Source organism: Pseudomonas proteolytica, assembly GCF_007858275.1.
Lineage (GTDB): Bacteria > Pseudomonadota > Gammaproteobacteria > Pseudomonadales > Pseudomonadaceae > Aquipseudomonas > Aquipseudomonas proteolytica.
On sequence record NZ_VFEV01000023.1, the window covers coordinates 84,830 to 110,389 of the forward strand.

The 25,560-nt window shown below is 60.1% G+C and carries 29 protein-coding genes; 23 read left to right on the forward strand and 6 right to left on the reverse strand.

What is annotated here, in order from left to right:
- Window positions 1-462 precede the first annotated feature (462 nt).
- Genes rluC through FIV38_RS17675 form a run of 3 tightly spaced genes read left to right on the forward strand, consistent with a single transcriptional unit; the run spans window position 463 to window position 3,082 of the window.
- A complete protein-coding gene (gene rluC, locus FIV38_RS17665) occupies window positions 463-1,422 on the forward strand; it encodes a 23S rRNA pseudouridine(955/2504/2580) synthase RluC (protein ID WP_005790558.1) in 960 nt (319 codons plus the stop codon).
- Window positions 1,409-2,071, forward strand: coding sequence for an HAD-IIIA family hydrolase (locus FIV38_RS17670; RefSeq protein ID WP_092237592.1), 663 nt, complete (start codon window positions 1,409-1,411; stop codon window positions 2,069-2,071). Before rluC ends, FIV38_RS17670 begins: the two co-directional genes overlap by 14 nt.
- A 21-nt stretch (window positions 2,072-2,092) precedes the next feature.
- The gene (locus tag FIV38_RS17675) at window positions 2,093-3,082 is read left to right on the forward strand and encodes a S49 family peptidase (RefSeq protein WP_092237589.1); all 990 of its coding nucleotides are present in this window, start codon (window positions 2,093-2,095) and stop codon (window positions 3,080-3,082) included.
- 127 nt (window positions 3,083-3,209) lie between these two features.
- On the opposite strand, the gene FIV38_RS17680 is transcribed toward FIV38_RS17675, so the two are convergent.
- On the reverse strand, window positions 3,210-3,788 hold the full coding sequence (locus FIV38_RS17680; RefSeq protein WP_092237586.1) for a Maf family protein: 579 nt from the start codon (window positions 3,786-3,788) through the stop codon (window positions 3,210-3,212).
- 105 nt (window positions 3,789-3,893) lie between these two features.
- Here FIV38_RS17680 and FIV38_RS17685 point away from each other — a divergent pair, with 105 nt between their 5' ends.
- The 16 genes from FIV38_RS17685 to FIV38_RS17760 all read left to right on the forward strand — a co-directional run bounded on the left by FIV38_RS17685 (window position 3,894) and on the right by FIV38_RS17760 (window position 17,097).
- Window positions 3,894-4,424 (forward strand): YceD family protein, encoded by a 531-nt coding sequence (locus tag FIV38_RS17685; RefSeq protein ID WP_029299696.1) that lies wholly within the window; start codon window positions 3,894-3,896, stop codon window positions 4,422-4,424.
- Window positions 4,425-4,437: 13 nt separating this feature from the next.
- The gene (gene rpmF, locus FIV38_RS17690; protein WP_008152339.1) at window positions 4,438-4,620 is read left to right on the forward strand and encodes a 50S ribosomal protein L32; all 183 of its coding nucleotides are present in this window, start codon (window positions 4,438-4,440) and stop codon (window positions 4,618-4,620) included.
- A 4-nt stretch (window positions 4,621-4,624) separates the two neighbouring features.
- Window positions 4,625-5,635 carry a phosphate acyltransferase PlsX gene (plsX, locus tag FIV38_RS17695; RefSeq protein ID WP_092237583.1) on the forward strand — a complete coding sequence of 337 codons (1,011 nt, stop codon included), beginning with the start codon at window positions 4,625-4,627 and terminating at the stop codon, window positions 5,633-5,635.
- 127 nt (window positions 5,636-5,762) lie between these two features.
- Window positions 5,763-6,701, forward strand: coding sequence for an ACP S-malonyltransferase (fabD, locus tag FIV38_RS17700; RefSeq protein ID WP_092237581.1), 939 nt, complete (start codon window positions 5,763-5,765; stop codon window positions 6,699-6,701).
- A gap of 17 nt (window positions 6,702-6,718) precedes the next feature.
- Window positions 6,719-7,462: a 3-oxoacyl-ACP reductase FabG gene (fabG, locus tag FIV38_RS17705; protein WP_029299688.1), complete on the forward strand. Its 744-nt coding sequence runs from the start codon at window positions 6,719-6,721 to the stop codon at window positions 7,460-7,462.
- A gap of 191 nt (window positions 7,463-7,653) precedes the next feature.
- Entirely contained in the window at window positions 7,654-7,890 is a 237-nt protein-coding gene (gene acpP / locus FIV38_RS17710; RefSeq protein ID WP_010165887.1) for an acyl carrier protein, read from the forward strand.
- Between the two features lie 121 nt (window positions 7,891-8,011).
- Window positions 8,012-9,256 (forward strand): beta-ketoacyl-ACP synthase II, encoded by a 1,245-nt coding sequence (gene fabF, locus FIV38_RS17715; protein WP_029299686.1) that lies wholly within the window; start codon window positions 8,012-8,014, stop codon window positions 9,254-9,256.
- The gene (pabC, locus tag FIV38_RS17720; protein WP_092237578.1) at window positions 9,256-10,071 is read left to right on the forward strand and encodes an aminodeoxychorismate lyase; all 816 of its coding nucleotides are present in this window, start codon (window positions 9,256-9,258) and stop codon (window positions 10,069-10,071) included. The genes fabF and pabC overlap by 1 nt, the downstream gene beginning before the upstream one ends.
- A gap of 1 nt (window position 10,072) precedes the next feature.
- On the forward strand, window positions 10,073-11,167 hold the full coding sequence (gene mltG / locus FIV38_RS17725) for an endolytic transglycosylase MltG (protein ID WP_092238418.1): 1,095 nt from the start codon (window positions 10,073-10,075) through the stop codon (window positions 11,165-11,167).
- Between the two features lie 19 nt (window positions 11,168-11,186).
- Window positions 11,187-11,819 (forward strand): dTMP kinase, encoded by a 633-nt coding sequence (gene tmk, locus FIV38_RS17730; RefSeq protein ID WP_092237575.1) that lies wholly within the window; start codon window positions 11,187-11,189, stop codon window positions 11,817-11,819.
- Window positions 11,812-12,798, forward strand: coding sequence for a DNA polymerase III subunit delta' (locus FIV38_RS17735; protein WP_092237572.1), 987 nt, complete (start codon window positions 11,812-11,814; stop codon window positions 12,796-12,798). Before tmk ends, FIV38_RS17735 begins: the two co-directional genes overlap by 8 nt.
- A gap of 65 nt (window positions 12,799-12,863) precedes the next feature.
- A complete protein-coding gene (locus FIV38_RS17740) occupies window positions 12,864-13,646 on the forward strand; it encodes a TatD family hydrolase (RefSeq protein WP_092237570.1) in 783 nt (260 codons plus the stop codon).
- A 426-nt stretch (window positions 13,647-14,072) separates the two neighbouring features.
- The gene (locus FIV38_RS17745) at window positions 14,073-14,726 is read left to right on the forward strand and encodes a TetR/AcrR family transcriptional regulator (RefSeq protein ID WP_029299679.1); all 654 of its coding nucleotides are present in this window, start codon (window positions 14,073-14,075) and stop codon (window positions 14,724-14,726) included.
- A 139-nt stretch (window positions 14,727-14,865) separates the two neighbouring features.
- Complete coding sequence (locus FIV38_RS17750) at window positions 14,866-15,834, forward strand: GTP 3',8-cyclase MoaA (protein ID WP_029299677.1); 969 nt, start codon at window positions 14,866-14,868, stop codon at window positions 15,832-15,834.
- A 74-nt stretch (window positions 15,835-15,908) separates the two neighbouring features.
- Window positions 15,909-16,514 (forward strand): DUF4823 domain-containing protein, encoded by a 606-nt coding sequence (locus FIV38_RS17755; protein ID WP_092237567.1) that lies wholly within the window; start codon window positions 15,909-15,911, stop codon window positions 16,512-16,514.
- A gap of 16 nt (window positions 16,515-16,530) precedes the next feature.
- Complete coding sequence (locus tag FIV38_RS17760; protein ID WP_092237564.1) at window positions 16,531-17,097, forward strand: DUF1285 domain-containing protein; 567 nt, start codon at window positions 16,531-16,533, stop codon at window positions 17,095-17,097.
- Window positions 17,098-17,218: 121 nt separating this feature from the next.
- Here the strand turns inward: FIV38_RS17760 and FIV38_RS17765 are convergent, their stop codons facing one another.
- From FIV38_RS17765 to FIV38_RS17775, 3 genes are all read right to left on the reverse strand, one after another.
- Window positions 17,219-17,476: a hypothetical protein gene (locus FIV38_RS17765; protein ID WP_029299672.1), complete on the reverse strand. Its 258-nt coding sequence runs from the start codon at window positions 17,474-17,476 to the stop codon at window positions 17,219-17,221.
- A 53-nt stretch (window positions 17,477-17,529) separates the two neighbouring features.
- Window positions 17,530-17,868 carry a hypothetical protein gene (locus FIV38_RS17770; protein WP_070994635.1) on the reverse strand — a complete coding sequence of 113 codons (339 nt, stop codon included), beginning with the start codon at window positions 17,866-17,868 and terminating at the stop codon, window positions 17,530-17,532.
- 85 nt (window positions 17,869-17,953) lie between these two features.
- Entirely contained in the window at window positions 17,954-19,162 is a 1,209-nt protein-coding gene (locus FIV38_RS17775; protein WP_092237561.1) for an MFS transporter, read from the reverse strand.
- A gap of 184 nt (window positions 19,163-19,346) precedes the next feature.
- Between FIV38_RS17775 and FIV38_RS17780 the strand changes: the two genes are divergently transcribed.
- Window positions 19,347-19,826, forward strand: a complete 480-nt coding sequence (locus FIV38_RS17780; RefSeq protein ID WP_029299666.1) for a GNAT family N-acetyltransferase — start codon at window positions 19,347-19,349, stop codon at window positions 19,824-19,826.
- A gap of 72 nt (window positions 19,827-19,898) precedes the next feature.
- Window positions 19,899-20,702 (forward strand): IclR family transcriptional regulator, encoded by an 804-nt coding sequence (locus FIV38_RS17785; RefSeq protein WP_029299664.1) that lies wholly within the window; start codon window positions 19,899-19,901, stop codon window positions 20,700-20,702.
- Here FIV38_RS17785 and FIV38_RS17790 read toward each other — a convergent pair whose 3' ends face one another.
- On the reverse strand, window positions 20,703-21,755 hold the full coding sequence (locus FIV38_RS17790) for an NAD(P)-dependent alcohol dehydrogenase (RefSeq protein ID WP_029299662.1): 1,053 nt from the start codon (window positions 21,753-21,755) through the stop codon (window positions 20,703-20,705).
- Between the two features lie 181 nt (window positions 21,756-21,936).
- Here FIV38_RS17790 and FIV38_RS17795 point away from each other — a divergent pair, with 181 nt between their 5' ends.
- Window positions 21,937-22,830: an AraC family transcriptional regulator gene (locus FIV38_RS17795; protein WP_029299660.1), complete on the forward strand. Its 894-nt coding sequence runs from the start codon at window positions 21,937-21,939 to the stop codon at window positions 22,828-22,830.
- Window positions 22,831-23,002: 172 nt separating this feature from the next.
- On the opposite strand, the gene FIV38_RS17800 is transcribed toward FIV38_RS17795, so the two are convergent.
- Window positions 23,003-24,667, reverse strand: coding sequence for an electron transfer flavoprotein-ubiquinone oxidoreductase (locus FIV38_RS17800; RefSeq protein ID WP_070994632.1), 1,665 nt, complete (start codon window positions 24,665-24,667; stop codon window positions 23,003-23,005).
- Between the two features lie 556 nt (window positions 24,668-25,223).
- Between FIV38_RS17800 and FIV38_RS17805 the strand changes: the two genes are divergently transcribed.
- The coding region (locus tag FIV38_RS17805) for an adenine nucleotide alpha hydrolase family protein (protein WP_478212876.1) at window positions 25,224-25,560 on the forward strand (337 nt) is incomplete at its 3' end.

Below are 25,560 nucleotides of genomic sequence, written 5' to 3' on the forward strand. Positions count from 1 at the left end.
CTACACAGTCCGACGGTTGTGCATCTCCACCCTACACGTATCCCTGATAATTCGGGTGCTGCCGCGCGCAGAATCCGCAGCGGGTTGGCATTTACCGTGTTCTCCAATGGGGAGTTCACGCTCATGGCTAATAACAGGCGTTGTTTCCGAAGCATTCGCCGTGGTCTGGTACAAGACTGACTGCACTTTGTGAACTGGCCGTAAATATCGGCGCAATAGGCGAGTAATCACTCTGCTTATCGCACTCGCTTCAGGCCTCATGTCACCTGCGCTTGTTACAATCTTGAGCCTTCCAGTGTGGCAAGAGCCCCGTAGGACGGCCTCGCGTCCTGATGAATTGCGATGGTCAGGGGCGGCAGTTTGCCGCGAGTCCTCTGTCCAGGCCGCTTTTGGCGGCGTTCGCGACTATAGCAGCAATGATTAAGTGCTTCAATTCCATAAAAAATTGTTATCATTCCCGCCATGACGACTACCACCCCCCCGACCCCCAGCGTCCAGCTGCTTGAGGTCTCGCCGGAATATGCCGGCCAACGCATCGACAATTTTCTTCTGGCCAGGCTCAAAGGCGTGCCCAAGACCTTGATTTATCGCATTTTGCGTAAAGGCGAAGTGCGGGTGAACAAGGGGCGGATCAAGCCTGAGTACAAGCTGCAGGCGGGCGATATCGTCCGCGTGCCGCCTGTGCGGGTGCCTGAGCGCGACGAGCCCGTGCCGCTGGCCCAGGGCCTGTTGCAACGCCTCGAAGCCTCGATTGTCTTCGAAGACAACAAGCTGATCGTGATCAACAAGCCGTGTGGCATTGCGGTTCATGGCGGCAGCGGCCTGAATTTCGGGGTGATCGAAGCCTTTCGTCAGTTGCGTCCGGATGCCAAGGAGTTGGAGTTGGTCCATCGCCTGGATCGCGATACCTCCGGCCTGCTGATGATCGCCAAGAAGCGCAGCATGTTGCGCCACCTGCATACCGCCTTGCGCGGCGATGGCGTGGACAAGCGGTATATGGCCCTGGTGCGTGGCAATTGGGCATCGTCGATCAAGAGCGTGCGTGCGCCGTTGCAGAAGAGCAACCTGCGCTCCGGCGAGCGTATGGTCGAAGTGGACGAGGAGGGCAAGGAGGCGCTGACCCTGTTCAAGGTGCTACGGCGTTTCGGCGACTTTGCGACCATGGTCGAGGCCAAACCGGTGACCGGGCGTACCCACCAGATTCGCGTACATACCTTGCACGCCGGTCACTGTATTGCTGGCGATACCAAGTATGGCGACGAGGGGTTCTCCAAGGAAATCCGTGATCTGGGCGGCAAGCGCCTGTTCCTGCACGCCTACATGCTGACGGTGCCGTTGCCAGATGGTGGTGAATTGAAGTTACAGGCGCCCGTCGATGAGATGTGGGCCAAGACCGTGGAGCGCCTGAGTGTCGCGCCCTGACTATAAACTGCTGATTTTTGACTGGGATGGCACCCTGTGCGATTCCATTGGCCGGATTGTCGAGTCCATGCATATGGCCTCGACCCGCTCCGGCTTTGAGTTGTGCAGTGACCTGGCGGTCAAGGGCATCATTGGCCTGGGTTTGCCCGAAGCCATTCGTACCTTGTACCCGCAGATATCCGACAGTGAACTGGTAGCGTTCCGCGAGCACTACGCCGATCACTACATTGCCCTTGAGTCCGAACCTTCGCCTTTGTTCGATGGGGTGGTGCAGTCCCTGGCGGCATTGCGTGAGCAGGGCTATCACCTGGCAGTGGCCACCGGCAAGGCCCGGCGCGGGCTGGATCGGGTGCTCAAGGCCAATGGCTGGGAAGATTACTTCGACGTCACACGGGCCGCCGATGAAACCGCGAGCAAGCCTCATCCGTTGATGCTGGAGCAGATCATGGCCCATTGCGGCGTTTCTGCCCGTGAGTCGTTGATGGTCGGCGATGCCTCGTTTGACCTGCTGATGGCGCGCAATGCCGGCATGGACAGTGTTGCCGTCAGTTATGGCGCCCAGTCCCCGGAAGCGCTGCAGGCTTACGAGCCGCGCCTGACGATCGACAGGTTTTCGCAATTGCACGCCTGGCTCAACCAGGCCCGTTAAGTTTTTGCTGGGGTAGATGGCATGACCGATGAGTGGAAGGCGCCGACCAAGGCCGCTGCCGACAATGGCGATGATAAAAGCTGGAAACTGCTGGAAAAAACCCTGCTGGCGGGTGTCCAGGAGCAGCGTCGGGCGCGGCGCTGGGGGATCTTCTTCAAGCTCCTGACCTTTACCTACCTGATCGGCATGTTGGTGCTGTTCAGTCCCTTGGTGGATATGGAAAAAAGCGCCGCCCGCAGCGGCAGCTACACCGCGCTGATCGAAGTGCGCGGGGTGATTGCCGACAAGGAGTCTGCCAGCGCCGACAATATCGTCAGCAGCCTGCGCACCGCCTTCGAGGATCCCAAGGTCAAGGGTGTGGTGCTGCGCATCAATAGCCCGGGTGGCAGTCCGGTGCAGTCGGGCTATGTCTATGACGAAATCCGCCGCCTGCGCGCGTTGCATCCTGAGATCAAGCTGTACGCGGTGATCTCTGATCTGGGGGCTTCGGGCGCCTATTACATTGCCAGTGCTGCCGACCAGATTTACGCCGACAAGGCCAGCCTGGTGGGTTCCATTGGCGTGACGGCGGCCGGCTACGGGTTTGTCGGGGCCATGGAGAAGCTGGGGGTTGAGCGGCGTACCTACACCTCGGGCGAGCATAAGTCGTTTCTCGACCCGTTCCAGCCACAAAAGGCTGACGAAACCCAGTTCTGGCAGAGCGTGCTCGACACCACCCATCGCCAGTTCATTGCGAGCGTCAAGCAGGGGCGCGGTGAGCGGCTCAAGGATAAAGAACATCCGGAGTTGTTCTCCGGGCTGATCTGGTCTGGCGAACAGGCCTTGCCGTTGGGCTTGATCGATGGCCTGGGCAGTGCCAGTTCGGTGGCGCGGGATGTGATTGGCGAGAAGGAGTTGGTGGACTTCACCGTCCAGGAATCGCCGTTCGATCGCTTCTCCAAGCGTCTGGGTGCCAGTGTGGCGGAGAAGCTGGCGCTGTATATGGGCTTCCAGGGCCCGACCCTGCGCTGATCTCAGGTTGGCATAGCTCAAAATGTGGTGCGGGCTTGCTCGCGAATGCGCAGTGTCAGTCACTGGCTGTGTATCTGACACGCCGCATTCGCGAGCAAGCCCTCTCCCGCATGGGGTTTGTGGTGGTCTACGGTACTTGCACGCCTTCGGCCAGCAGCATATCTACCAGGCGAATCAGCGGTAGGCCGATGAGGCTGGTGGCGTCCGGGCCTTCGGTGCTTTGAAATAGGCTCACCCCCAGCCCTTCAGCCTTGAAGCTGCCAGCGCAATCGTAGGGCTGTTCAGTCCGCAGGTAGCGCTCGATCTGCGCCGGCTCCAGTTGGCGCATTGTGACGGTGAAGGGGACGCAGTCCACCTGGCAGTGCCCGGTCTCGCTATTGAGCAGTGCCAGGCCGGTGAGGAAGCTGACCTGTCGGCCGCTGGCCGCCAGCAATTGTTCACGGGCCTTTTCAAAGGTGTGGGGCTTGCCGATGATCTGGCCATCCAGCGCCGCGACCTGGTCCGAGCCGATGATCAGGTGCCCTGGGTGGCTGTTGGCGAGGGCGCGGGCTTTCTCTTCGGCCAGGCGCTTGACCAGGTCGACCGCGGACTCATTTGCACGATGGTTTTCGTCGATATCCGGAGAGCTGCAGATGAACGGCAGCTGCAGGCGATTCAACAGTTCCCGGCGATAAACCGAGCTGGAAGCGAGTAATAAAGGCAACATGTGGCTCTCCTCAAGGCAGTCGCGGATTCTAGCGAGTGGGCAGTCTGGCGCACAGGGCTGAATTTCCTTTGACATGGGCGGGTGCATCCCTATAATGCTGCGCCTATGTTGAATGACCCGATTCCACCTCACGTTGACCCGCGCAAATTGGCTGATCGTGGCACCACCCTTCAAGGTGAAGTGTTGCTGGCCGATTTGGAGAGACTCTGCGACCCGCTTTCCGACAATGTCGGTACGGTGCAGGCTAAATTCGTTTTTGAACGAGATGAACGTAAATCTGTGGTAATTCACAGCTTTATCGACACCGAGGTCAAAATGGTTTGCCAGCGTTGTCTTGAGCTGGTCACCCTGCCGATCCACAGCGAATGCAGTTATGCTGTGGTGAAAGAGGGTGCGAATACCCAGTCGTTGCCGAAAGGTTATGACGTGCTGGAACTGGGCGAAGATCCTTTGGATCTGCATGCACTGATCGAGGAGGAGCTTCTGCTCGCCTTGCCCATTGTGCCTGCTCATCATCCGGAAGAATGCCAGCAGCCGGCGGGGCTCGATGACGAGTCCGAACCGAGCGAGGACGAGGTAACGCGGTCCAACCCGTTCAGTGTATTGGCGCAGTTAAAGCGTGACCCAAACGTTTAGGAGTTAATCAATTATGGCTGTTCAGCAGAACAAAAAATCCCGCTCTGCCCGTGACATGCGTCGTTCCCACGATGCCCTGACGGCAAGCACTCTGTCTGTAGAAAAAACCACCGGTGAAATTCACCTGCGTCACCACGTATCGCCAGAAGGCGTATACCGTGGCCGTAAAGTGATCGACAAGGGCGCTGACGAGTAATCACTTGTCTGCTCAAGTCATCGCGATTGACGCAATGGGCGGGGACTTCGGTCCCCGCAGCATTGTTCAGGCGTGCATTGCCAGCCTGTCCGCTACGCCCTCGCTGCACCTGACCCTTGTCGGTCAACCTTCCCTACTTGAAGAACTGATTGCCAGCCATCCGGCTGTGGATCGCGCGCGCCTGACGATAACGCCAGCCAGCGAAACCATCGGCATGGATGAAAAGCCAGCCCAGGCCCTGCGTGGCAAGCCCGATTCCTCCATGCGCGTAGCCCTTGAGTTGCTGCGTGATGGCAAGGTCCAGGCCTGTGTCAGTGGCGGCAACACCGGGGCCTTGATGGCCTTGTCCCGTCATGTGCTGAAAACCCTGCCGGGCATTGATCGGCCGGCGATGGTCGCGGCGATCCCGACGCAGCGTGGCTACTGTCAGTTGCTGGACCTGGGAGCGAATGTCGATTGCAGCGCCGAGCACCTGTTGCACTTTGCCCTGATGGGGTCGGTTGCGGCCGAAGCGCTGGGTGTGGTGCGTCCGCGCGTGGCGTTGCTGAACATCGGTACCGAGGACATCAAGGGCAACCAGCAGGTCAAGTTGGCCGCCAGCCTGTTGCAACAGGCGCGGGGCTTGAACTACATCGGGTTTGTCGAGGGCGATGGGTTGTATCGTGGCGAGGCCGATGTGGTGGTTTGTGACGGTTTTGTCGGAAATATTCTGCTCAAGTCCAGCGAAGGCCTGGCAACGATGATTGCCGCGCGGATCGAGGCGTTGTTCAAGCGCAACCTGGTTTCCCGGCTGGTGGGTGCCCTGGCGCTACCCTTGATGCGGCGCCTGCAGGCGGACCTGGCCCCGGCGCGGCATAATGGCGCAAGCTTCCTCGGGTTGCAGGGCATTGTGGTAAAAAGCCACGGTTCGGCAGGGGTCCAGGGCTTTCAGAGCGCCATTGCGCGCGCGCTGATCGAGATCCAGGAGAACCTGCCGCAGCGCTTGCATGGCCGTCTTGAGGATCTGTTGCCTTAGGCGAATCGGGCCGGGAATGCTTAAATGTGACCGGCCAGTTCAATTGACCATCCAATCTGTCAGTTTCTTGCGCTCCCAGCTGTGGGGCGTCAATTCACCGACGACCAGATCATTAGGGGCTTGTTACATGTCTACATCCCTCGCATTCGTCTTTCCAGGGCAGGGTTCGCAGTCCCTCGGCATGTTGGCCGAGCTGGGCGCGCAATACCCGCTGGTCCTGGAAACATTCAAGGAAGCTTCCGCTGCCTTGGGCTACGACCTTTGGGCATTGACCCAGGACGGGCCGGAAGAACTGCTCAACCAAACCGATAAAACCCAGCCGGCGATCCTGACGGCTTCCGTCGCGCTGTGGCGCGTCTGGCTGGCTGAAGGCGGCGCACGCCCGGCTTTTGTCGCCGGCCACAGCCTGGGCGAGTACAGCGCCTTGGTCGCCGCAGGCAGCCTGACCCTCGCTGAGGCGGTCAAGCTGGTAGAGCGCCGTGGTCAACTGATGCAAGAGGCTGTTCCGGCCGGGCAGGGCGGCATGGCCGCTATTTTGGGCCTGGACGACACCGTGGTGGCCGAAGCCTGTGCCGAAGCGGCCCAGGGCGACGTGGTCAGCGCGGTGAACTTCAACTCCCCTGGTCAGGTGGTGATCGCCGGTGTCAAGGCTGCGGTCGAGCGTGCCATCGAAGGTTGCAAGGCCCGCGGTGCCAAGCGTGCATTGCCACTGCCGGTCAGCGTGCCATCCCATTGCGAGTTGATGCGCCCGGCGGCCGAGCGTTTCGCCGAGTCCATCGCAGCCATCAACTGGCAGGCGCCGCAGATCCCGTTGGTACAAAACGTCAGCGCCGACGTGGCACCCGACCTCGAAACCCTCAAGCGCGACCTGCTGGAGCAACTGTACAAGCCGGTGCGCTGGGTTGAGTCGGTCCAGACCCTGGCTGCCAAGGGCGCTACTCAACTGGTTGAGTGTGGTCCGGGCAAAGTCCTGGCCGGTCTCAACAAGCGCTGCGCCGAAGGCGTGTCGACTTCCAATCTCAATACCCCGGATGGCTTCGCAGCCGCCCGCGCCGCACTGGCCTGAACTAAGGAGAAGCCTGCATGAGTCTGCAAGGTAAAGTTGCACTGGTTACCGGCGCAAGCCGTGGCATTGGCCAGGCGATTGCCCTGGAACTGGGCCGTCAGGGCGCGGTAGTGATCGGTACTGCGACCTCCGCCTCCGGCGCCGAGCGTATCGCGGCAACCCTCAAGGAAAACGGCGTGCAGGGCACTGGCCTGGAACTCAACGTGACTAGCGATGAGTCCGTGGCTGCCGTGCTGGCGCAGATCACTGCACAGTTCGGGACGCCGGCCATTCTGGTGAACAACGCCGGTATTACCCGCGACAACCTGATGATGCGCATGAAAGACGACGAGTGGTACGACGTGGTCGATACCAACTTGAACAGTCTGTTTCGCCTGTCCAAGGGTGTTTTGCGCGGCATGACCAAGGCGCGTTGGGGTCGAATTATCAATATTGGCTCCGTAGTGGGTGCCATGGGCAACGCAGGCCAAGTAAACTACGCCTCTGCCAAGGCCGGCCTGGAAGGTTTCAGCCGTGCCCTGGCGCGTGAAGTCGGCTCGCGGTCGATTACGGTCAACTCGGTGGCTCCAGGGTTTATCGATACCGATATGACCCGCGAATTGCCTGAAGCGCAGCGTGAAGCGTTGCTGACGCAAATTCCGCTGGGCCGTCTGGGCCAGGCCCAAGAGATCGCCAATGTGGTCTCTTTCCTGGCGTCTGACGGTGCGGCATACGTGACTGGGGCTACAATCCCGGTGAACGGCGGGATGTACATGAGTTAAATTGTGACGGATCGCTTCAAAAAAATGTCATACGAGCTGTCTAAAATCCGTTATAAAGCTGCAATCTATTTATAGACAGGTGGTCGGTAGGGTACGAGGGTGAAGCTTTCAGTTGAAAAGCTGAAAAGCCTTTCTATACACTTACCCACTGGCCAGCTGCCTGAATTTGTCCATTAGGAGTTAAACAAGGTATGAGCACCATCGAAGAGCGCGTCAAGAAAATCGTCGCCGAGCAACTGGGCGTTAAAGAAGAAGAAGTGACCAACACTGCTTCCTTCGTAGAAGACCTGGGTGCCGATTCCCTTGACACCGTTGAGCTGGTGATGGCTCTGGAAGAGGAATTCGAGACCGAAATCCCGGACGAAGAAGCTGAAAAAATCACTACTGTTCAAGCTGCTATCGACTACGTTACTAGCCACCAGGCGTAATAGTTTGTAATCGTCGCTTGCTGTTATGGAAAAACCGCACTGCTATAACGGCGTGCGGTTTTTTCATTAGCTCTGATGAAAAGTCAGCTCAAGTGTCGTCATCAAGAAAAAGGAGAGTGCTGTGTCGCGTAGACGCGTCGTAGTCACCGGTATGGGTATGTTGTCGCCACTGGGTACGGATGTGCCGAGCAGTTGGCAGGGCATTCTGGCTGGCCACAGTGGTATTGGTCTGATTGAACATACGGACCTTTCTGCCTATTCCACCCGTTTTGGCGGCTCGGTAAAGGGCTTCAATGTCGAGGAATATCTCTCGATCAAAGAATCCCGCAAACTCGACCTGTTCATTCAATACGGCCTGGCAGCCGGTTTTCAGGCGGTGCGTAACGCCGGCCTGGAAGTGACCGATGCCAACCGTGAGCGCATTGGCGTGGCCATGGGCTCGGGTATTGGCGGTTTGACCAATATCGAAGAAACCAGCCGTACCTTGCACGAATCCGGCCCTCGTCGAATTTCACCGTTCTTCGTCCCAGGCTCGATCATCAATATGATTTCCGGCTTCCTGTCCATCCATCTGGGTGCCCAGGGGCCTAACTACGCCATTTCCACGGCGTGCACCACGGGCACTCACTGCATCGGCATGGCGGCGCGCAATATCGCCTATGACGAGGCTGACGTGATGATCGCCGGTGGCGCCGAAATGGCTGCCTGCGGCCTGGGCATGGGTGGCTTCGGCGCGTCCCGTGCGCTGTCGACCCGCAATGACGAGCCGACCCGCGCCAGTCGTCCGTGGGACAAGGGCCGTGATGGCTTTGTACTGTCCGACGGTGCCGGTGCCCTGGTCCTCGAAGAGCTGGAGCACGCCAAGGCCCGTGGCGCGACGATCTATGCCGAACTGATCGGTTTTGGCATGAGTGGCGATGCGTACCACATGACCTCGCCCCCTGCCGACGGTGCGGGCGCCGCGCGTTGCATCAGCAATGCCCTGCGCGACGCGAAGATCAACGTCGATCAAGTGCAGTACATCAACGCCCACGGCACCTCGACGCCGACGGGCGACCTGGCGGAAGCCCAGGCCATCAAGTCGGTATTCGGCGAGCACGCCTACAAGCTGGCGGTCAGCTCCACCAAGTCCATGACCGGTCACCTGTTGGGTGCGGCAGGTGCGGTCGAAGCGATTTTCAGCGTGCTGGCAATCAAGGATCAGGTCGCGCCGCCGACCATCAACCTTGATGAACCAGATGAGGGCTGCGACCTGAACTTCGTGCCTCACGAGCCGCAGAAAATGCCGATCGACGTGGTGTTGTCCAACTCGTTCGGCTTTGGCGGTACCAACGGTTCCCTGGTGTTCCGCCGGTTCGCCGAGTGATGCACAGTTGGGTCGACGGTCAGCCAGCGGACGCCGTGCCGCTGAAAGATCGCGGCCTGGCCTACGGCGATGGTCTGTTTGAAACCATCGCAGTCAAGGCCGGGCAGCCCGTGCTGCTTGATCGCCACCTGCAACGCCTCGACGAGGGTTGCAGGCGCCTGGCGCTTGCCGCAGACCAGGAACTGGTCCGCAGCGAAGTGCTGGCCTTTGCCGCAGCCCTGGGCGATGGCGTACTCAAGTTGATCCTCACCCGTGGCGATAGCCAGCGGGGTTATGGCATCAACGCTGGCGCCTCGGTGCGCCGTATTCTGCAAGGCAGCCCGCCTGCCACCTATCCTCAGACTCATGGTTCTTCAGGCGTTCGCCTGTTCCCATGCGCTACCCGTTTGTCCGAGCAACCTTTGCTCGCAGGTCTCAAGCACCTAAACCGCCTCGAACAGGTCATGGCCCGCGCCGAGTGGCAAGATGCCGATCACGTGGAAGGATTGATGCTGGATATGTCCGGGCGCGTCATCGAAGGCGTGTTCAGCAACCTGTTCCTGGTGCATGACGGCCAGTTGCTGACGGCCGACCTGAGCCGCTGCGGCGTGGCCGGCGTCATGCGGGCCGAGCTGTTGGCCAGGGCCGAGGCGTTGGGCATTGTCACCACCGTTGCCGATATCAGCCTTGCGCAGTTGCAACAGGCTGATGAAGTGTTCGTCTGCAACAGCGTATATGGCATTTGGCCGGTGCTTGGATGTGGGCCAATGAGCTGGTCGGCTGGGCCGCTCACCCGTAAACTGCAGGGCATTGTTCGCGCGCTATTGGGTGTTTGATTTGAGACGTAAAATTGTATTGCTGCTGGAGATCGGTCTGGTCCTGGCGGGTTTGCTGCTGGGCTTTTCGGCCTGGAAGCTGGACTCGGCCTTGAAGCAGCCGCTGAATCTGTCCCAGGAGCAATTGCTGGATGTAGCGGCTGGTGCGACCCCTACCGGTACTTTCAATCGTCTGGAAAACGACGGTGTACTTGAGGATGCCTTCTGGCTGCGCCTTTACTGGCGCTTCAATCTTGAGGGTCAGCCACTGCACAGTGGCGAGTACCGCATGACGCCAGGCCTGACGGCCCAGGGCCTGATCGGCCTGTGGCAACGCGGTGAAGTGGTGCAGTACAGCCTGACGCTGGTGGAGGGCTGGAACTTCCGCCAGGTGCGCAGTGCGCTGGCCAAGCACGAAAAGATCGAGCAGACCCTGACGGGCTTGAGTGACCGCGAGGTGATGGCAAAAATCGGCCATCCCGACGTCTTCCCGGAAGGGCGGTTCTTCCCTGATACCTACCGTTTCGTGCGCGGCATGACCGATGTCGAGTTCCTGAAGAAAGCCTACAACCGCCTGGACGATGTACTTGAGCAGGAATGGAGCCGACGTGCCCCGGATGCGCCCTATACCGACCCCTACCAGGCGCTGATCATGGCATCGCTGGTCGAGAAGGAAACCGGCGTGCCTGAAGAGCGTGGGCAGATTGCCGGGGTGTTTGTGCGGCGCCTGAAGATCGGCATGCTGCTGCAGACCGACCCCACCGTGATCTACGGTATGGGCGAGCGCTACAACGGCAAGTTGACGCGCGCGCACCTGAAAGAAGCCACGCCCTATAACACCTACATGATCAGCGGCTTGCCACCGACGCCGATTGCCATGGTCGGCCGCGAAGCGATCCATGCCGCGTTGAATCCGGTACCGGGCAGCAGCCTGTATTTCGTGGCACGGGGCGATGGCAGCCATATTTTCTCCGATAGCCTGGATGCCCATAATGCGGCGGTGCGCGAGTACCAACTCAAGCGTCGCGCCGATTATCGCTCCAGCCCTGCGCCGGCCACACCTGCGGCCGTTGAGCCTGTCGCGCCTGAAGCTGCGCCCGCGCAAAGCCCGCAATGACTCTGATTAAGGACTGCCTGTGACTGGCTTGTTTATTACCCTGGAAGGCCCGGAAGGCGCCGGCAAGAGTACCAACCGTGAATACCTGGCCGAGCGCTTGCGGGCCGCAGGGATCGAGGTGCTGCTGACCCGCGAGCCCGGCGGCACGCCCCTGGCGGAGAAGATCCGCGAGGTGTTGCTGGCGACTGGCGACGAGGTCATGAACCCGGACACCGAGTTGTTGCTGGTGTTTGCCGCGCGTGCCCAGCACCTGGGCGAAGTGATCCGGCCGGCGCTGGCCCGTGGTGCGGTGGTGATCTGCGACCGCTTTACCGATTCCACCTACGCCTACCAAGGCGCCGGCCGTGGCTTGTCCCTGGAGCGCATCGCGACCCTGGAGACCTTTGTCCAGGGCGATCTGCGCCCGCACCTGACCCTGGTCTTCGACCTGCCGGTGGACGTCGGCCTGGCGCGGGCCAGCGCCCGTGGTCGCCTGGACCGCTTCGAACTGGAAGGCCGGGCATTTTTTGAAGCGGTGCGCGCGGCGTACCTCCAGCGTGCCGAAGCTGCACCGTCGCGCTATTGCTTGCTGGATGCCGCGCAACCGCTGGAGCAAGTGCAACAGGCCATCGATGCGCTGCTCCCGAAACTGTTGGAGCTTTACCGTGGCTGAAGCCTATCCGTGGCAGGACAGCCTATGGCAGCAATTGGCCGGACGTGCCCAGCATGCCCATGCCTATCTGCTCCATGGGCCGGCAGGCATCGGCAAGCGCGCCTTGGCCGAGCGCTTGATGGCTCGCCTGCTGTGTCAGCAGCCAGCAGGGCTTGAGGCGTGCGGGCAATGCAAATCGTGCCTGCTGCTCAAGGCCGGCAGCCATCCGGACAACTACGTGCTGGAGCCTGAAGAGGCCGACAAGGCGATCAAGGTCGACCAGGTACGTGACCTGGTGAGCTTCGTGGTGCAGACCGCGCAGATGGGCGGGCGCAAGGTGGTGCTGATCGAGCCGGTGGAGTCGATGAACATCAACGCCGCCAACGCCTTGCTCAAGAGCCTTGAGGAGCCCTCGGGCGACACCGTGCTGCTGCTGGTCAGTCATCAGTCCAGCCGTTTGCTGCCGACGATTCGCAGTCGTTGCGTGCAACAGGCCTGCCCGCTGCCGAGCGAGGCCATGAGTTTGCAATGGCTGGGCCAGGCCTTGCCGCAGTGCAGTGAGCAGGAGCGGGTTGAATTGCTGACCCTGGCGGCCGGCTCACCCCTGGCGGCGGTCAGCCTGCAGGCCCAGGGCGTACGCGAGCAGCGTGCGCAGGTGGTCGACGGGGTGAAGAAGCTGCTCAAGCAAGAGCAGTCTGCCACGCAACTGGCCGAGGGCTGGAAAGACGTGCCGCTGTTGCTGCTGTTTGACTGGTTCTGTGATTGGTCCAGCTTGATCTTGCGCTATCAACTGACCCAAGACGAGAGCGGCCTGGGCTTGATGGACATGCGCAAGGTCGTGCAGTACCTGGCTCAGAAGAGCGCCCAGGACAAGGTTTTGAACATTCAGGACTGGATCCTCGCCCAGCGCCAGAAGGTCCTGGGCAAGGCCAACCTGAACCGGGTGCTGTTGCTTGAGGCACTGTTGGTGCAGTGGGTCGGGTTACTCGGCCGACGTTGATATTCTCGGGGCCGACGGATGTCTCGTTGGCCAGACACTTCCTGTGACGCAAGTTGTAACTTCTTATGCTCGTAGATTCCCATTGCCACCTTGATCGCCTCGACCTCGCCGCCCACGGCGGCTCCCTGGATGCCGCCCTCGACGCCGCACGCCAGCGTGGCGTCGGGCATTTCCTGTGCATCGGCGTCAGCGCCGAGAACGCCGCCGACGTCAAGGCCCTGGCTGAGCGCTATGCCGACGTGGATTGCTCGGTAGGCATCCATCCCCTGGACCTCAAGCCTGGCGAAGCCCCGGCCCTTGACTGGCTGCTGGGCGAACTCAATCACCCGCGAGTGGTGGCCATTGGCGAGACCGGCCTGGATTACCACTACGAGCCGCAAGCCGCCGCTTTGCAGCAGGCCTCGTTCCGCCTGCACCTGCAAGCGGCGCAGCAGACCGGTAAACCAGTGATCGTCCATACCCGTGGCGCCCGTGCCGACACCCTGGCCTTGCTGCGCGAGGCGGCGCTGCCCCAGGCGGGCGTGTTGCATTGTTTTACCGAAGACTGGGAGATGGCCAAGGCGGCGCTCGACCTGGGGTTCTATATTTCCCTGTCGGGGATTGTCACCTTCCGCAATGCTGATGCCCTGCGGGATGTGGCGCGCCAGGTGCCGGCGGATCGTTTGCTGGTGGAAACCGACTCACCTTACCTCGCGCCAATCCCCCATCGCGGTAAACCGAACCTCCCGGAATATGTGCGGGATGTGGCGGATTACCTGGCGATGTTGCGCGGCGAGTCTGTCGAGCGTTTTGCCGAGCAGACCACCGAGAACTTCAAGCGCCTGTTCCCGTTGGCGCACGTTCGCTGAATCCAAGGCAAAAAAAACCCGGGTTCTGGGGGGTGAATCCGGGTTAAGACCATTAGGAGTAAATAAAGGTACGCGGTCCATTGGTACCCCTATCGGTGTTTCACTTGGGGGAGATGTCACACCGACAGATGAAGTATTGATCAGTATCCCGTGCAGTCCAGCCGCATCTGATCGTTTTTTAAACAGATTTGGAATACGTGCGCTTCGCTTGAGTTCTCATTGAGCGGCAATACATTGCGCGAACCTGTGTTTTATTTCTGACCCATATCGCTTGATTCGTTGGCGGGCTGTAAGTTTAGTGTATGGGTTGTTCATATAGACGTTGCCCAACGACCGCCCAGTCGGGATAATCCCTCGCACCGGGTAAAACGTTCCGTCATCGGGGCATTCAACCCTCCCAATACTGACCTCTGCAGACCTCTTTCTATGCACAAAGAACCCCGTAAGGTCCGTGAGTTTCGCCGCCGTGAGCAGGAAATTCTCGACACCGCGCTCAAATTGTTCCTCGAACAGGGTGAAGACAGCGTCACCGTCGAGATGATTGCGGATGCCGTGGGTATCGGCAAAGGCACGATCTACAAGCACTTCAAGTCCAAGGCCGAGATCTACTTGCGCCTGATGCTCGATTACGAGCGCGATTTGAACGAGCTGCTGCACTCGGCCGATGTCGACAAAGACAAGGAAGCGCTGTCCCGGGCTTACTTTGAGTTCCGCATGCGTGACCCGCAGCGCTACCGCCTGTTCGACCGCCTCGAAGAAAAGGTGGTCAAGGGCCACCAAGTGCCGGAAATGGTCGAGGAGTTGCACAAGATCCGTGCTTCGAACTTCGAGCGCCTGACCCTGCTGATCAAGGGTCGGATCAGTGAAGGCAAGCTGGAAGATGTGCCGCCTTACTTCCACTACTGCGCCGCCTGGGCGTTGGTGCATGGTGCCGTGGCGCTGTACCACTCGCCATTCTGGAGCAACGTGCTGGAAGATCAGGAAGGCTTCTTCCAGTTCCTGATGGACATCGGCGTACGCATGGGCAACAAGCGCAAGCACAGCACCGACCTGCCGAACCCCGAGACGCCTGCCACATAAGGCATTCATCCGGACAATGGCCGGTTGATTTACTGCCGTATGTAGTAACCCAGGAATATACTCAGGCAAGGACCTTGCTAAAATCTGATTTATGAGTCAGGTTTTAGCGCGCCCGAATTATCCGCTGCCGGAGTGATCCATGATCGTTGATCGTCAAGGCAGGCGTTTTCGCAATTTGCGGATCAGCCTGACCTCAGCCTGCAATTACGCCTGTACCTACTGCGTGCCCAACGGCAAGCGGTTGGTGGCTGCGCAGGACGAGCTCTCGGCCGAGGCCATGGCCCGTGGGGTGGCCTACCTGATCGAGGCTGCGGGCATCGATCGTCTGCGCATCACCGGCGGCGAGCCGCTGGTCAGCCCCAAGCTCGAAACCTTTATGCAGGCCGTCGGGCAGATGGGCTTGAGCGATATCAGCTTGACCACCAATGGCCAGTTACTAGCGCGCAAGTTGCCATTACTGGTCGATGCCGGTATTCGCCGTATCAATGTTTCCCTCGACACCCTCGATGCCGCTGCCTTTCGCGGGATCGCAAGGGGGGGCGACCTGGCCACGGTCCTCGATGGCATGGACCAGGCGCGTGCGGCGGGAATCAAGATCAAGGTCAATATGGTGCCGTTGCGCGGGCAGAACCTCGACCAGGTCATGCCCCTGCTGGAGTATTGCCTGGAGCGCGGCTATGAACTGCGTTTCATCGAGTTGATGCGCATGGGCCACCTTGCCAGTGACTCCAACGCGTTCCTGCAACAGTTCGTCAGCCTGCAGCAACTGTTGAGCCTGATTGGCGAACATCACGAATACCTGCAGGCTGACGCCCCGGTAGATGCCACGGCCGTGCGCTATGAAATTCCCGGTCAGGGCTTCTTCGGCGTGATCGCCAATGAAAGCGTGCCGTTTTGCCGTACCTGTTCGCGCCTGCGCCTCTCCTCGACCGGCTGGTTGCACGGCTGCCTGTCGTCGAGCAACCGCCACTATGTCGGCGACCTGTTGGACAAGCCGCGCCACCAGGCCCTGCCGGCGTTACAGCGCCTGCTGGTCAAGGCCTTGGGCGACAAGCAGGAAGTGGCGTTTTCCGGCGGGGCGACCGTGATGAAGATCATTGGCGGGTAGCCAGGCAAGCTGGCGCAAAATCTGCATCTGGTGCCCATTCGCCGGTTTTCCGTCACCGGCTCCTGGAGGATAGGATGCGTAGTCTGGTTTTGTTGCTGGCGTCGTTCGCGCTGGGTGGCTGCATGACAGTCAGCGATATGGCCGAAGGCACTCGCTATCAGATGAGCGATGCCGGTTTGCTGGATCACAGCGACACCCGTCGTTCCAACTCGGTTCGCATACAGCCCGATTCGTTTGTATTTATCGCCCAAGGCGCGTTCACGCCGCCGGGCAGCGCCTATCCGCGTCCCAATGTGGTGGCCGAGGAAGCGTTCAATGGCTTTATCGAATACTTTCCCATGGTCCGCCGCGCCCGCGCCCCGCAAGGGCTGGAGCAGGCCATGGCCGAAGCCCGTGAGGCAGGCGCCCATTACCTGTTGTATACGCGGTTCGCCAAGGCCGATGATCGCATCGGCAATGCAGATGAGTGGGCCGATCAGGAAGCCCTGGACCGACTGGGCGTCGACAGCGGGGTCATCCAGATCATGTTGATCGAGACCAGCACCCAATATTTGATCGATACTGCACGGATTCGCAGTCGTGGCGGTTTACTGACGTTCCATGACAACAAACCCGAAGATCTGCTTGGCCCACCGCTGCGCCAGTACGCCCGCAGCCTGTTGGGCATGAGCGACCAGTAATTCAGAGGAGAACAGCATGACGGATTCGGCCAAGGCCAATGATTTGTTGGCGCAGTTGCCCAAGGGCAAGGGACCGGCTCCGGTTCATCTGTGGAACCCGAATTTCTGTGGCGATATCGACATGCGCATCGCCCGTGATGGCACCTGGTATTACCTGGGCACGCCTATCGGGCGCAAACCGATGGTCAAGCTGTTCTCCAACATCATCCGTCGCGATGGCGATGATTACTTCTTGATCACGCCGGTGGAAAAGGTCGGGATCAAGGTGGATGACGCGCCCTTTGTGGCTGTGTCGCTGGAGGTCGAGGGCGATGGCGAGAACCAGCTCCTGCGGTTTACCTCCAATGTCGAAGACCTGATCGAAGCCGGCCCGGCGCATCCGCTGCGGGTGGTGATTGATCCACACACCCAGGAGCCTTCGCCCTATGTGCTGGTGCGCAACAACCTTGAGGCGCTGGTCCACCGCAACGTGTTCTACCAGTTGGTGGAACTGGCAGTAACACGCCGGATCGACGGCGAGAGTTGGCTGGGCGTCTGGAGTGGGGGGGTGTTCTTCCCGATAGGCCTGGAGCCCAGGGACTGATACCGGCAAGCCGGCTCCTGCATAGGTTTGGAATGTTTGTAGGAACTGGCTTGCCAGCGATGACGGCCTGCCTAGCGCTCTATCATCACCAGGCACACCGCTATCGCCGGCAAGCCGTCTATTACGCGTCTTCGAGCTTGCGCGCCGCGTCCACGCCGGATGCTGTCAGTTTGATCGGCAGGTGCAATGCGTGTTCGCCGGCCTCGTTACAGGTCACATGGCCTTCCTTGATCAGCCCGCGGTCCTGAAGGATCGCCAGGGTACTGGCCACAACTTTTTCGCCCCGGTAGTTATCCAGCACCTCCTTGCCCAAGCCATTCGGGTGCGCGTGCAGCAAGCGGGTGAGGACTTCTTTCTCAAGGTTTTTATCGACGTTCATGCATACCTCTTCAGGGTCAGTGGTGGGGTAGTGTTCGTCTGTCGGCCAGTGGCTCAAGGCTGTTTTGGCGCGCCGGGCAGGTTGTCATCGTTGCCGCTTGGGGTGGCATTCTTGCCGGGGCCGATCTTGCCGTTCTCGACATCGGTGCCCAGGCCCTGGCGGTTGCCGTCATTGCCTCGGGTGCGTGGGTCGGCGCCGTCCTGGATGATGGCTCCGCCATTGGTATCGAGCCCGGTGCCCATGGAGTTCTCGGTTTCTTGGGTGGCGGGGTTGGGCGGGCTACCAATAGGGTCGGTCTTGCCGGTGGAAGGGTCGGTTGCCGCAACACTGGCCAGGGACACCGCAGACAGCAAGCCAGCGAAGGCGAGGGCAGTCACTTTGGAAGTATTCATGGTGGAGCCTCCATAGGAATAAAGTCCTTACCTTAGGTTGGTCAGCCCACTCTTATTGTTGGTGCCTGGATCACGACGAACGGTGCTAGGTCACCTGTAAGATTTTGTGTTTCGACACCCGGCGCCAAATCAGGCGCAGCACCGTGATCAGCCAGTTGAGCAAGGCGATGCCCAATACACTGGCGAGCAGGGTTGGCACGCCATGCTCGACAATCAGCTTGCCCGCCAGCAGCGGAAACCCGAACACCCCGATAAAGTACGACAGGCTGAACAGCAGCAAGGCTTGGGGCGTGCTGGCAGTTGGCGCTTCGTTGGCGGCCAGGCCGTTGATCACTGAATAGGTCAGGCCGTAACCCACTCCCAAGGTGATAGCCGCCAGCAAGTAGCTGAAGCTGTCATGCACGCCGAAGCTGAACATCAGGATCGACACCAGCATCAATCCGGATAACACACAGGCCGACCAGTACGCATCCCGCTTGACCACCACGCTGGCAATCAACAATCGACTGGTGATCGCCGCGCCCATGAAGCCCAGGAAAAACAGCGAGTAATCTAGCCCCTGACTTGCCGCGTAGCTGGTCTGGAAACTCGACAGCCCGCCAAACACACAGCCGCCCAGGCCAACCATGATGATCGCGAATGCCGCCTTCGACCCCAGTACGCGCCGGGTGCTGACCCAGGAAATTTTCGACACGGTGCCAGTCCCCAGCAAGTTGGGTTGCTGCTTGAGATAGCTGCCCAGGCGCCAGAACATCAGCACGCCCACCAGGCTGGCGAGAGCTGCAATATAAAATGCGCTTTCCAGAGGCAGGCCCATGGCGCTGGCCGCCCGCCCCAACAGGGGGCCCGAACCGATGCCGGTCATCATGCTTCCCGACAGCCAGGCGAAATACTTGGCCCTGTGGCTGGGCGCCACCAGCATCGCCACGATGATCGGGCCCAGGGTGTAGAACACGCCCCAGCCCAGCCCGAGGGTCAGGCCAAACAACATCAGGCCCAGGCCAAAACCCGGCGTCAGGGCAAAGCCCAGGCAGGCCACCACCAGCAGGATCCCCAGGCAGGCAATTGAGCGCGCGGCACCCAGGGCATCGGCCAGGTGCCCGGATGCAATCACCGCGATAAACGTACTGAGCATCGCCATGGAAATCACGCTGCCGGCGTCGTGTTCATTGCCGCCTCTGGAATCGATCAGCAGCGACAACAAAAACGTCGAGCCATACGACAGTGACAGCAGGTAGCTGGCAAGGCAGAACAGGGCGAAGAGCGTTCCGCCAACTGGAGCAGAGGGGCGCATGGGCAAGCCTTGGGGTTTGTTGGATTTATGGCGGACTTTTTACCACGGGCCACCCCGTGCTTTGTTCTGTGGTTACTGGCGTCAGCATTGCTGCGCAGCGGAGTAATCGCGTGCATAAATCCCTGCAAGCGGTCATCAAAGCGCCTTAGTATGTGTCCTTTCTTTTTTAGCCGCAGGCCTGTTCATGACCATCGAGATCCGTCCCGCCGTACCCAGCGATGCTGCGCAGATCCTGACCTTTATTACTGAACTGGCCGAGTACGAAAAAGCCCGCCACGAAGTGATCGCCAGCGTGGTGGATATCGAGCGCAGCCTGTTCAGCGAAGGTGCCACCGCCCATGGCCTGATCTGCCTGCGCGATGGCTTGCCGATTGGTTTTGCGGTGTTCTTCTTCAGCTACTCCACTTGGCTTGGCAGCAACTGCCTGTATCTGGAAGACCTGTACATCAACCCGGAGCAGCGCGGTGGTGGGGCGGGCAAGAAGTTGCTGCGCCACTTGGCGAAGATCGCCTACGACAATGGCTGTGGGCGCTTTGAGTGGAGCGTGCTGGACTGGAACGAACCGGCCATTGCGTTCTACAAATCCATCGGCGCCCAACCCCAGGAAGAGTGGGTGCGCTACCGCATGGAAGGCGATGCGTTGCGTGAGTTTGCCCAAGGCTGAGATCGGCCCTGTTATGAGGCCCGGCATTTGCCATAATGGCCGCCGCTTTCGCATTTCCAGATAGGCTCCGACATGCAGGAAAACCCACCGACGCCCGCCAAAGACTCCGCGCCCACGGGCACCCAGACCCTGTTGCGCGGCCTGGGCGTGGTGCAGGCGGTGGCATCCGGGGCGCGGGATCTCAAGGAGATTGCCCGGCGCATCGGCACCACTCGCAGCACCACGCATCGCCTGGCCAGTTGCCTGGTGGACGAACGCTACCTGCGGGTAGTGCCGCAAGTCGGCTACCTGCTGGGCCCCAAGCTGATCGAGTTGGGCTTCCAGGCCCGGGAAGAACTGCCGCTGGTGACGCTGGCGATGCCTTATCTGGATGAGCTGTCGGCGCTGACCGGCGACACCATCCACCTGGCGATCCGTGAATACGACGATGTGCTGTACCTGCACAAGAATCCTGGGCGCAACGGCCCGGAAATGCGCTCGCGGGTCGGCCACCGCATGCCCCTGGCACGTACCGGGATCGGCAAGGCCTTGTTGCTCGATGATTCGCAAGAGGAATGGCAGCGCCTGTATCAGGCCAGCTTGCCGGTAGGCGGGAAAAACCTGCACTGGCCGCAGCACCCGGAACAATCCTGGGAGCAATTCGAGCAACGCATGCGCGAATATGTCGCGGGCGGCTATGCGTTCGACCTGGAAGACAACGAGCCGTCGATCCGCTGTGTGGCCGCGCCCGTGCGCGATGCCAGCCGGCGGATTGTCGCCGGCATCAGCATCGCCAGTACGGTGCCCTACATGCCGCTGGAAAAAATGGCCGAGCTGATTCCTGTGGTCAAACAGGTTGCAGCACGGCTGTCAGCGGAGTTGGGGGCGAAGGCCTGATCAAGCCTTCAGGGTGGTCATGTCGATCACGAAGCGGTACTTCACGTCGCCAGCAATCATGCGTGTATAGGCTTCGTTGATCTGGCGGATATCGAGCATTTCGATGTCGCAGGTAATGCCATGCTCGGCGCAGAAATCCAGGACTTCCTGGGTTTCGGCAATACCGCCGATTAGTGAGCCGGCCAGCACTTTACGGCCCAGCACCAGCTTGGCGGCGTTGACCGGAGGGTCTACCGGCTCGATCAAACCCACCAGGATATGCACGCCGTCAAAGCGCAGGGTATCGAGGTAGGGGTTGAGGTCGTGCTGCACCGGAATGGTGTCCAGCAGGAAATCGAAATGCCCGGCGGCGGCTTTCATCTGCTCGGCATCGGTGGACACGATCACGTGATCGGCGCCCTGGCGCCGGCCTTCTTCTGCCTTGCTCGCGGAGCGGGTGAACAGCGTCACTTCAGCGCCCATGGCCTTGGCGAACTTGATGCCCATATGGCCCAGGCCGCCCATGCCCAGAATCCCGACCTTGTCGCCGGCCTTGACGCCATAGTGCTTGAGCGGCGAGTAGGTAGTGATGCCTGCGCAGAGGATCGGCGCAGCGCTGGCCAGGTCGAGCTTGGCCGGAATCTTCACCACGAAGTGCTCGCTGACCACGATGCTATCGGAGTAGCCGCCCATGGTGTTGCTGCCGTCCACGCGATCCGGGGTGGCATAGGTCATGGTCGGGCCTTCGAGGCAGTATTGCTCCAGGTCCGATTTGCAGGCTTCGCAGTGGCGGCACGAGTCCACCATGCAGCCCACGCCGACCAGGTCGCCGACTTTATGCGCGCTGACGCTGGCGCCGACGGCCGTGACCTTGCCGACAATCTCATGGCCCGGCATCAGCGGGTAGACGGCGATGCCCCATTCGTTGCGAGCCTGGTGGATGTCGGAGTGGCAGACGCCGCAGTACAGAATCTCGATTGCCACGTCATCGGCCCGCGGGCTGCGGCGCTCGAAAGACATGGGGGCGAGGGGAGTGGTGGCCGACTGGGCGGCGTAACCGATGGCGGTGTACATGGTGAAAACCTCGCAAAAGCTTGGACGGGAAAGGTGGCGAATTCTGCGCGTGGACCCGGTGGGCGAACATGGCAAATGCTCCGAGTCTCATGCCTATTCGTCCGGGAGTGCCCCTGGATTGGATTTATTGGCCGCCAGACCTGCGATGATGTTCTCATCCCTTTTTCGCGAAGTTTTTGCCATGTTGTTGACTCGCCATCTTGATGCCAACGCCACGCTGGTTTCCTTGATTGAGGGGCTGACGCCCCGCGATGGTTTTTCCCCGACTCACCTGGCGGGTGTGAAGGTGTTGCGCGCCAGTTGCGACGTAGCACGCGGCCCGCAGATCTACGAACCGAGCCTGATGTTCGTGGCTCAGGGCAGCAAGGTCGCCTACCTGGGCCCCAGGACGCTGGAGTACGGCGCCGGGCACTACCTGATCCAGGCAATGCCGGTGCCGTTCGAGTGCGAGACGTTTGCCATGGCCGCCGATGCCCCGCTGTACGGGGTGACTGTGGGTATTGATCGGGTGGTGTTGGGCGAGTTGGTGATGGCTATGGGCATGCAGGCTGGCCCACCGCCGACGGCCCAGACCTTGGAGTCGATGAGCTCGGTGGTACTGGATGACGCGATGCGCGGTTGCGTCGAGCGCCTGTTGCAGTGCCTGCACGATCCATTGGAGGCCCGGATCATGGGGCCGGCGCGGGTGCGGGAATTATTGTTCACCGCACTGCGTGGGCCCCAGGCCGATGTGCTGCGCGCCCTGGTGGAGCAGCAGGGGCAGTTCTCGCGGATTGCCACGTCCTTGAACCATCTGCATGCCCATTACGCCGAACCCCTGAACATCGAGACCCTGGCCGGTTATGCGCATATGAGTGCGTCGACGTTCCATGAGCACTTCAAGCGTTGCACCTTGTTGTCGCCGGTGCAGTACCTCAAGCGTCTGCGTCTGCTCAAGGCCCAACAGCTGTTGCTGGTGGAAGGCATGGGCGTGGCGCAGGCGGCGCATAACGTGGGGTATCAGAGTACGTCGCAGTTCAGTCGGGAATATAAACGCTATTTCGAGCGTAACCCGGGTGAAGAGCGCGCCGCATAAATCCTGGAGATACCTCTATCTAAATGTGCGGGCTTGCTCGCGAAGGCGGTGTGTCAGGTTAATAATTCTTAACTGACACACCGCCTTCGCGAGCAAGCCCGCTCACACATTAGATTTGTGTCGGCCATAAAAAAGGCTCTCCAGTGGAGAGCCTCATGTTCAAGCAGATGGCTTACATATTCGGGTAAGTCGGCCCGCCCGCGCCTTCCGGTGTCACCCAGGTGATGTTCTGCGAAGGGTCCTTGATATCACAAGTCTTGCAGTGCACGCAGTTCTGGGCGTTGATCTGGAAGCGCTTCTCACCGTCTTCCTTGGTGATGACTTCGTACACGCCGGCCGGGCAGTAACGCTGCGCCGGTTCATCGTAAAGCGGCAGGTTGGTGCCGATCGGGATGCTCGGGTCCTTGAGTTTCAAGTGGCACGGCTGTTCTTCTTCATGGTTGGTGCTGGAGAGGAACACCGAGCTCAGCTTGTCGAAGCTCAACTTGCCGTCGGGTTTTGGGTAGTCGATCTTTTGGCTGTCCTTGGCCAGCTTGAGGCAGGCGTAGTCCGGCTTGGTGTCATGCAGGGTGAACGGCATTTTGCCGCCGAGGATGTTCTGGTCGAACCAGTTGAAGCCAGCACCGATGATCGGGCCGAACTTGTGCATCGCCGGGCCGAAGTTGCGGGTGGCGAACAGTTCTTCGTAAAGCCAGCTGGCTTTGAAGCTGTCGACGTAGGCGGTCAGTTCATCGCCGCCTTCAGACTCGGCGAACAGGCGATCAGCCACGGCGTCGGCGGCGAGCATGCCGGACTTCATTGCGGTATGGCTGCCCTTGATCTTGGCCACGTTCATGGTGCCCAGGTCACAACCGATCAAGGCGCCGCCTTTGAATATCATCTTCGGCAGCGAGTTGATGCCGCCCTTGGCCAGGGCGCGCGCGCCGTAGCTGATGCGCTTGCCGCCTTCCAGGTACTGGGCCAGCACCGGGTGATGCTTGAGGCGCTGGAACTCATCGAACGGCGACAGGAAGGTGTTGCTGTAGGACAGGTCGACGATCAGGCCTACGACCACCTGGTTGTTTTCCAGGTGATAGAGGAAAGAGCCACCGGTGTTCTCGTTGCTCATGATGTCCAGCGGCCAGCCGGCGGTGTGGACCACCAGGCCTGGCTGATGCTTGGCCGGGTCGATTTCCCAGATTTCCTTGAGGCCGATGCCGTAGTGCTGCACGTCGGCGTCGCTGTCCAGGTTGAAGCGCTGGATCAGTTGCTTGCCCAGGTGCCCACGGCAGCCTTCGGCGAACAGCGTGTACTTGCCGCGCAGTTCCATGCCGGGGGTGTACAGGCCGTCTTTTGGCTGGCCTTCACGGTCCACGCCAAGGTCGCCGGTGATGATCCCGCGCACTACGCCGTTTTCGTCGAACAACACTTCCTGGGCGGCGAAGCCTGGGTAGATTTCCACGCCCAGGTTCTCGGCCTGCTGGGCCAGCCAGCGGCACAGGTTGCCCAGGGAGATGATGTAGTTGCCTTCGTTGTGCATGGTCTTGGGCACAAAGAAATCTGGAACCTTGGTGGAGCTGTCGCTGCTGCGCAGTACATAGATGTCGTCGCGCACGACTGGGGTATTGAGCGGGGCGCCCAGCTCTTTCCAGTCTGGGAACAATTCATTCAGGGCGCGTGGCTCAAACACGGCACCGGACAGGATGTGTGCGCCGACTTCGGAGCCTTTTTCGACCACGCAGACGCTGATTTCCTTACCGGCTTCGGCGGCCTTCTGCTTCAGTCGGCAGGCGGCAGACAGGCCCGACGGCCCTGCGCCGACGATGACCACGTCGAATTCCATGTATTCGCGTTCCACAGGCTATCTCCTACTCAAGGCTCAACAGTTTTTTTTCTAATGGGTGGAGGTTCGGTGTTTTATCTGTCGTCTTCTGCGCCAATTTCTTACAACAGGGCAGGGGACGACCCACCTTTCTCTCTAGGTGGCGCATTATATCTACACCACTCTCAGCGTCCAATACAAACGTTTGTTTGAATTGCCCGCGAGCTAGGTAAATCAAAGCAACGCGGCTTATATCTGACCATTTTGCTGTATTGACCGGAAAAGGTGTTCCGGTCAATATACGGTCGGTTTTGCGCTTCTCGTAGGCGGACTGCCGGTTTCAAGGCCACGTCCAAAGACAAGGCACTGCTTTGGCAGGTTGACGCGCACGTAATGCTGGCGCGCAGTTTACACGTTGCGACGATGAATGACTTGTCAGTCACCCCTGACGAACGGTCTTTATTATTGAGTACGTGCAACGTTACCTGTCATGACGGCCTGCGTTTTTAGAGGTGCCCTTGTGCGCCGTTGAGCATCTACCGCCAGGTTTATCCGGGCGGCTTCCTTTTCACCGGAGAGTAACGAGGAATCCATGAAGGTTCTTGTAGCTGTCAAACGCGTTGTCGATTACAACGTGAAAGTTCGCGTCAAGGCGGACAATTCCGGCGTCGATCTGGCTAACGTCAAAATGTCGATGAACCCTTTCTGCGAAATCGCCGTGGAAGAAGCCGTACGCCTGAAAGAAAAAGGCGTTGTGACTGAAATCGTCGTCGTTTCCGTAGGGCCATCCACTGCTCAAGAGCAGTTGCGTACTGCTCTGGCGCTGGGTGCTGATCGCGCCGTACTCGTCGAATCCGCTGAAGAACTGACCTCGCTGGCCGTTGCCAAGCTGCTCAAGGCCGTTGTCGACAAGGAACAGCCGCAACTGG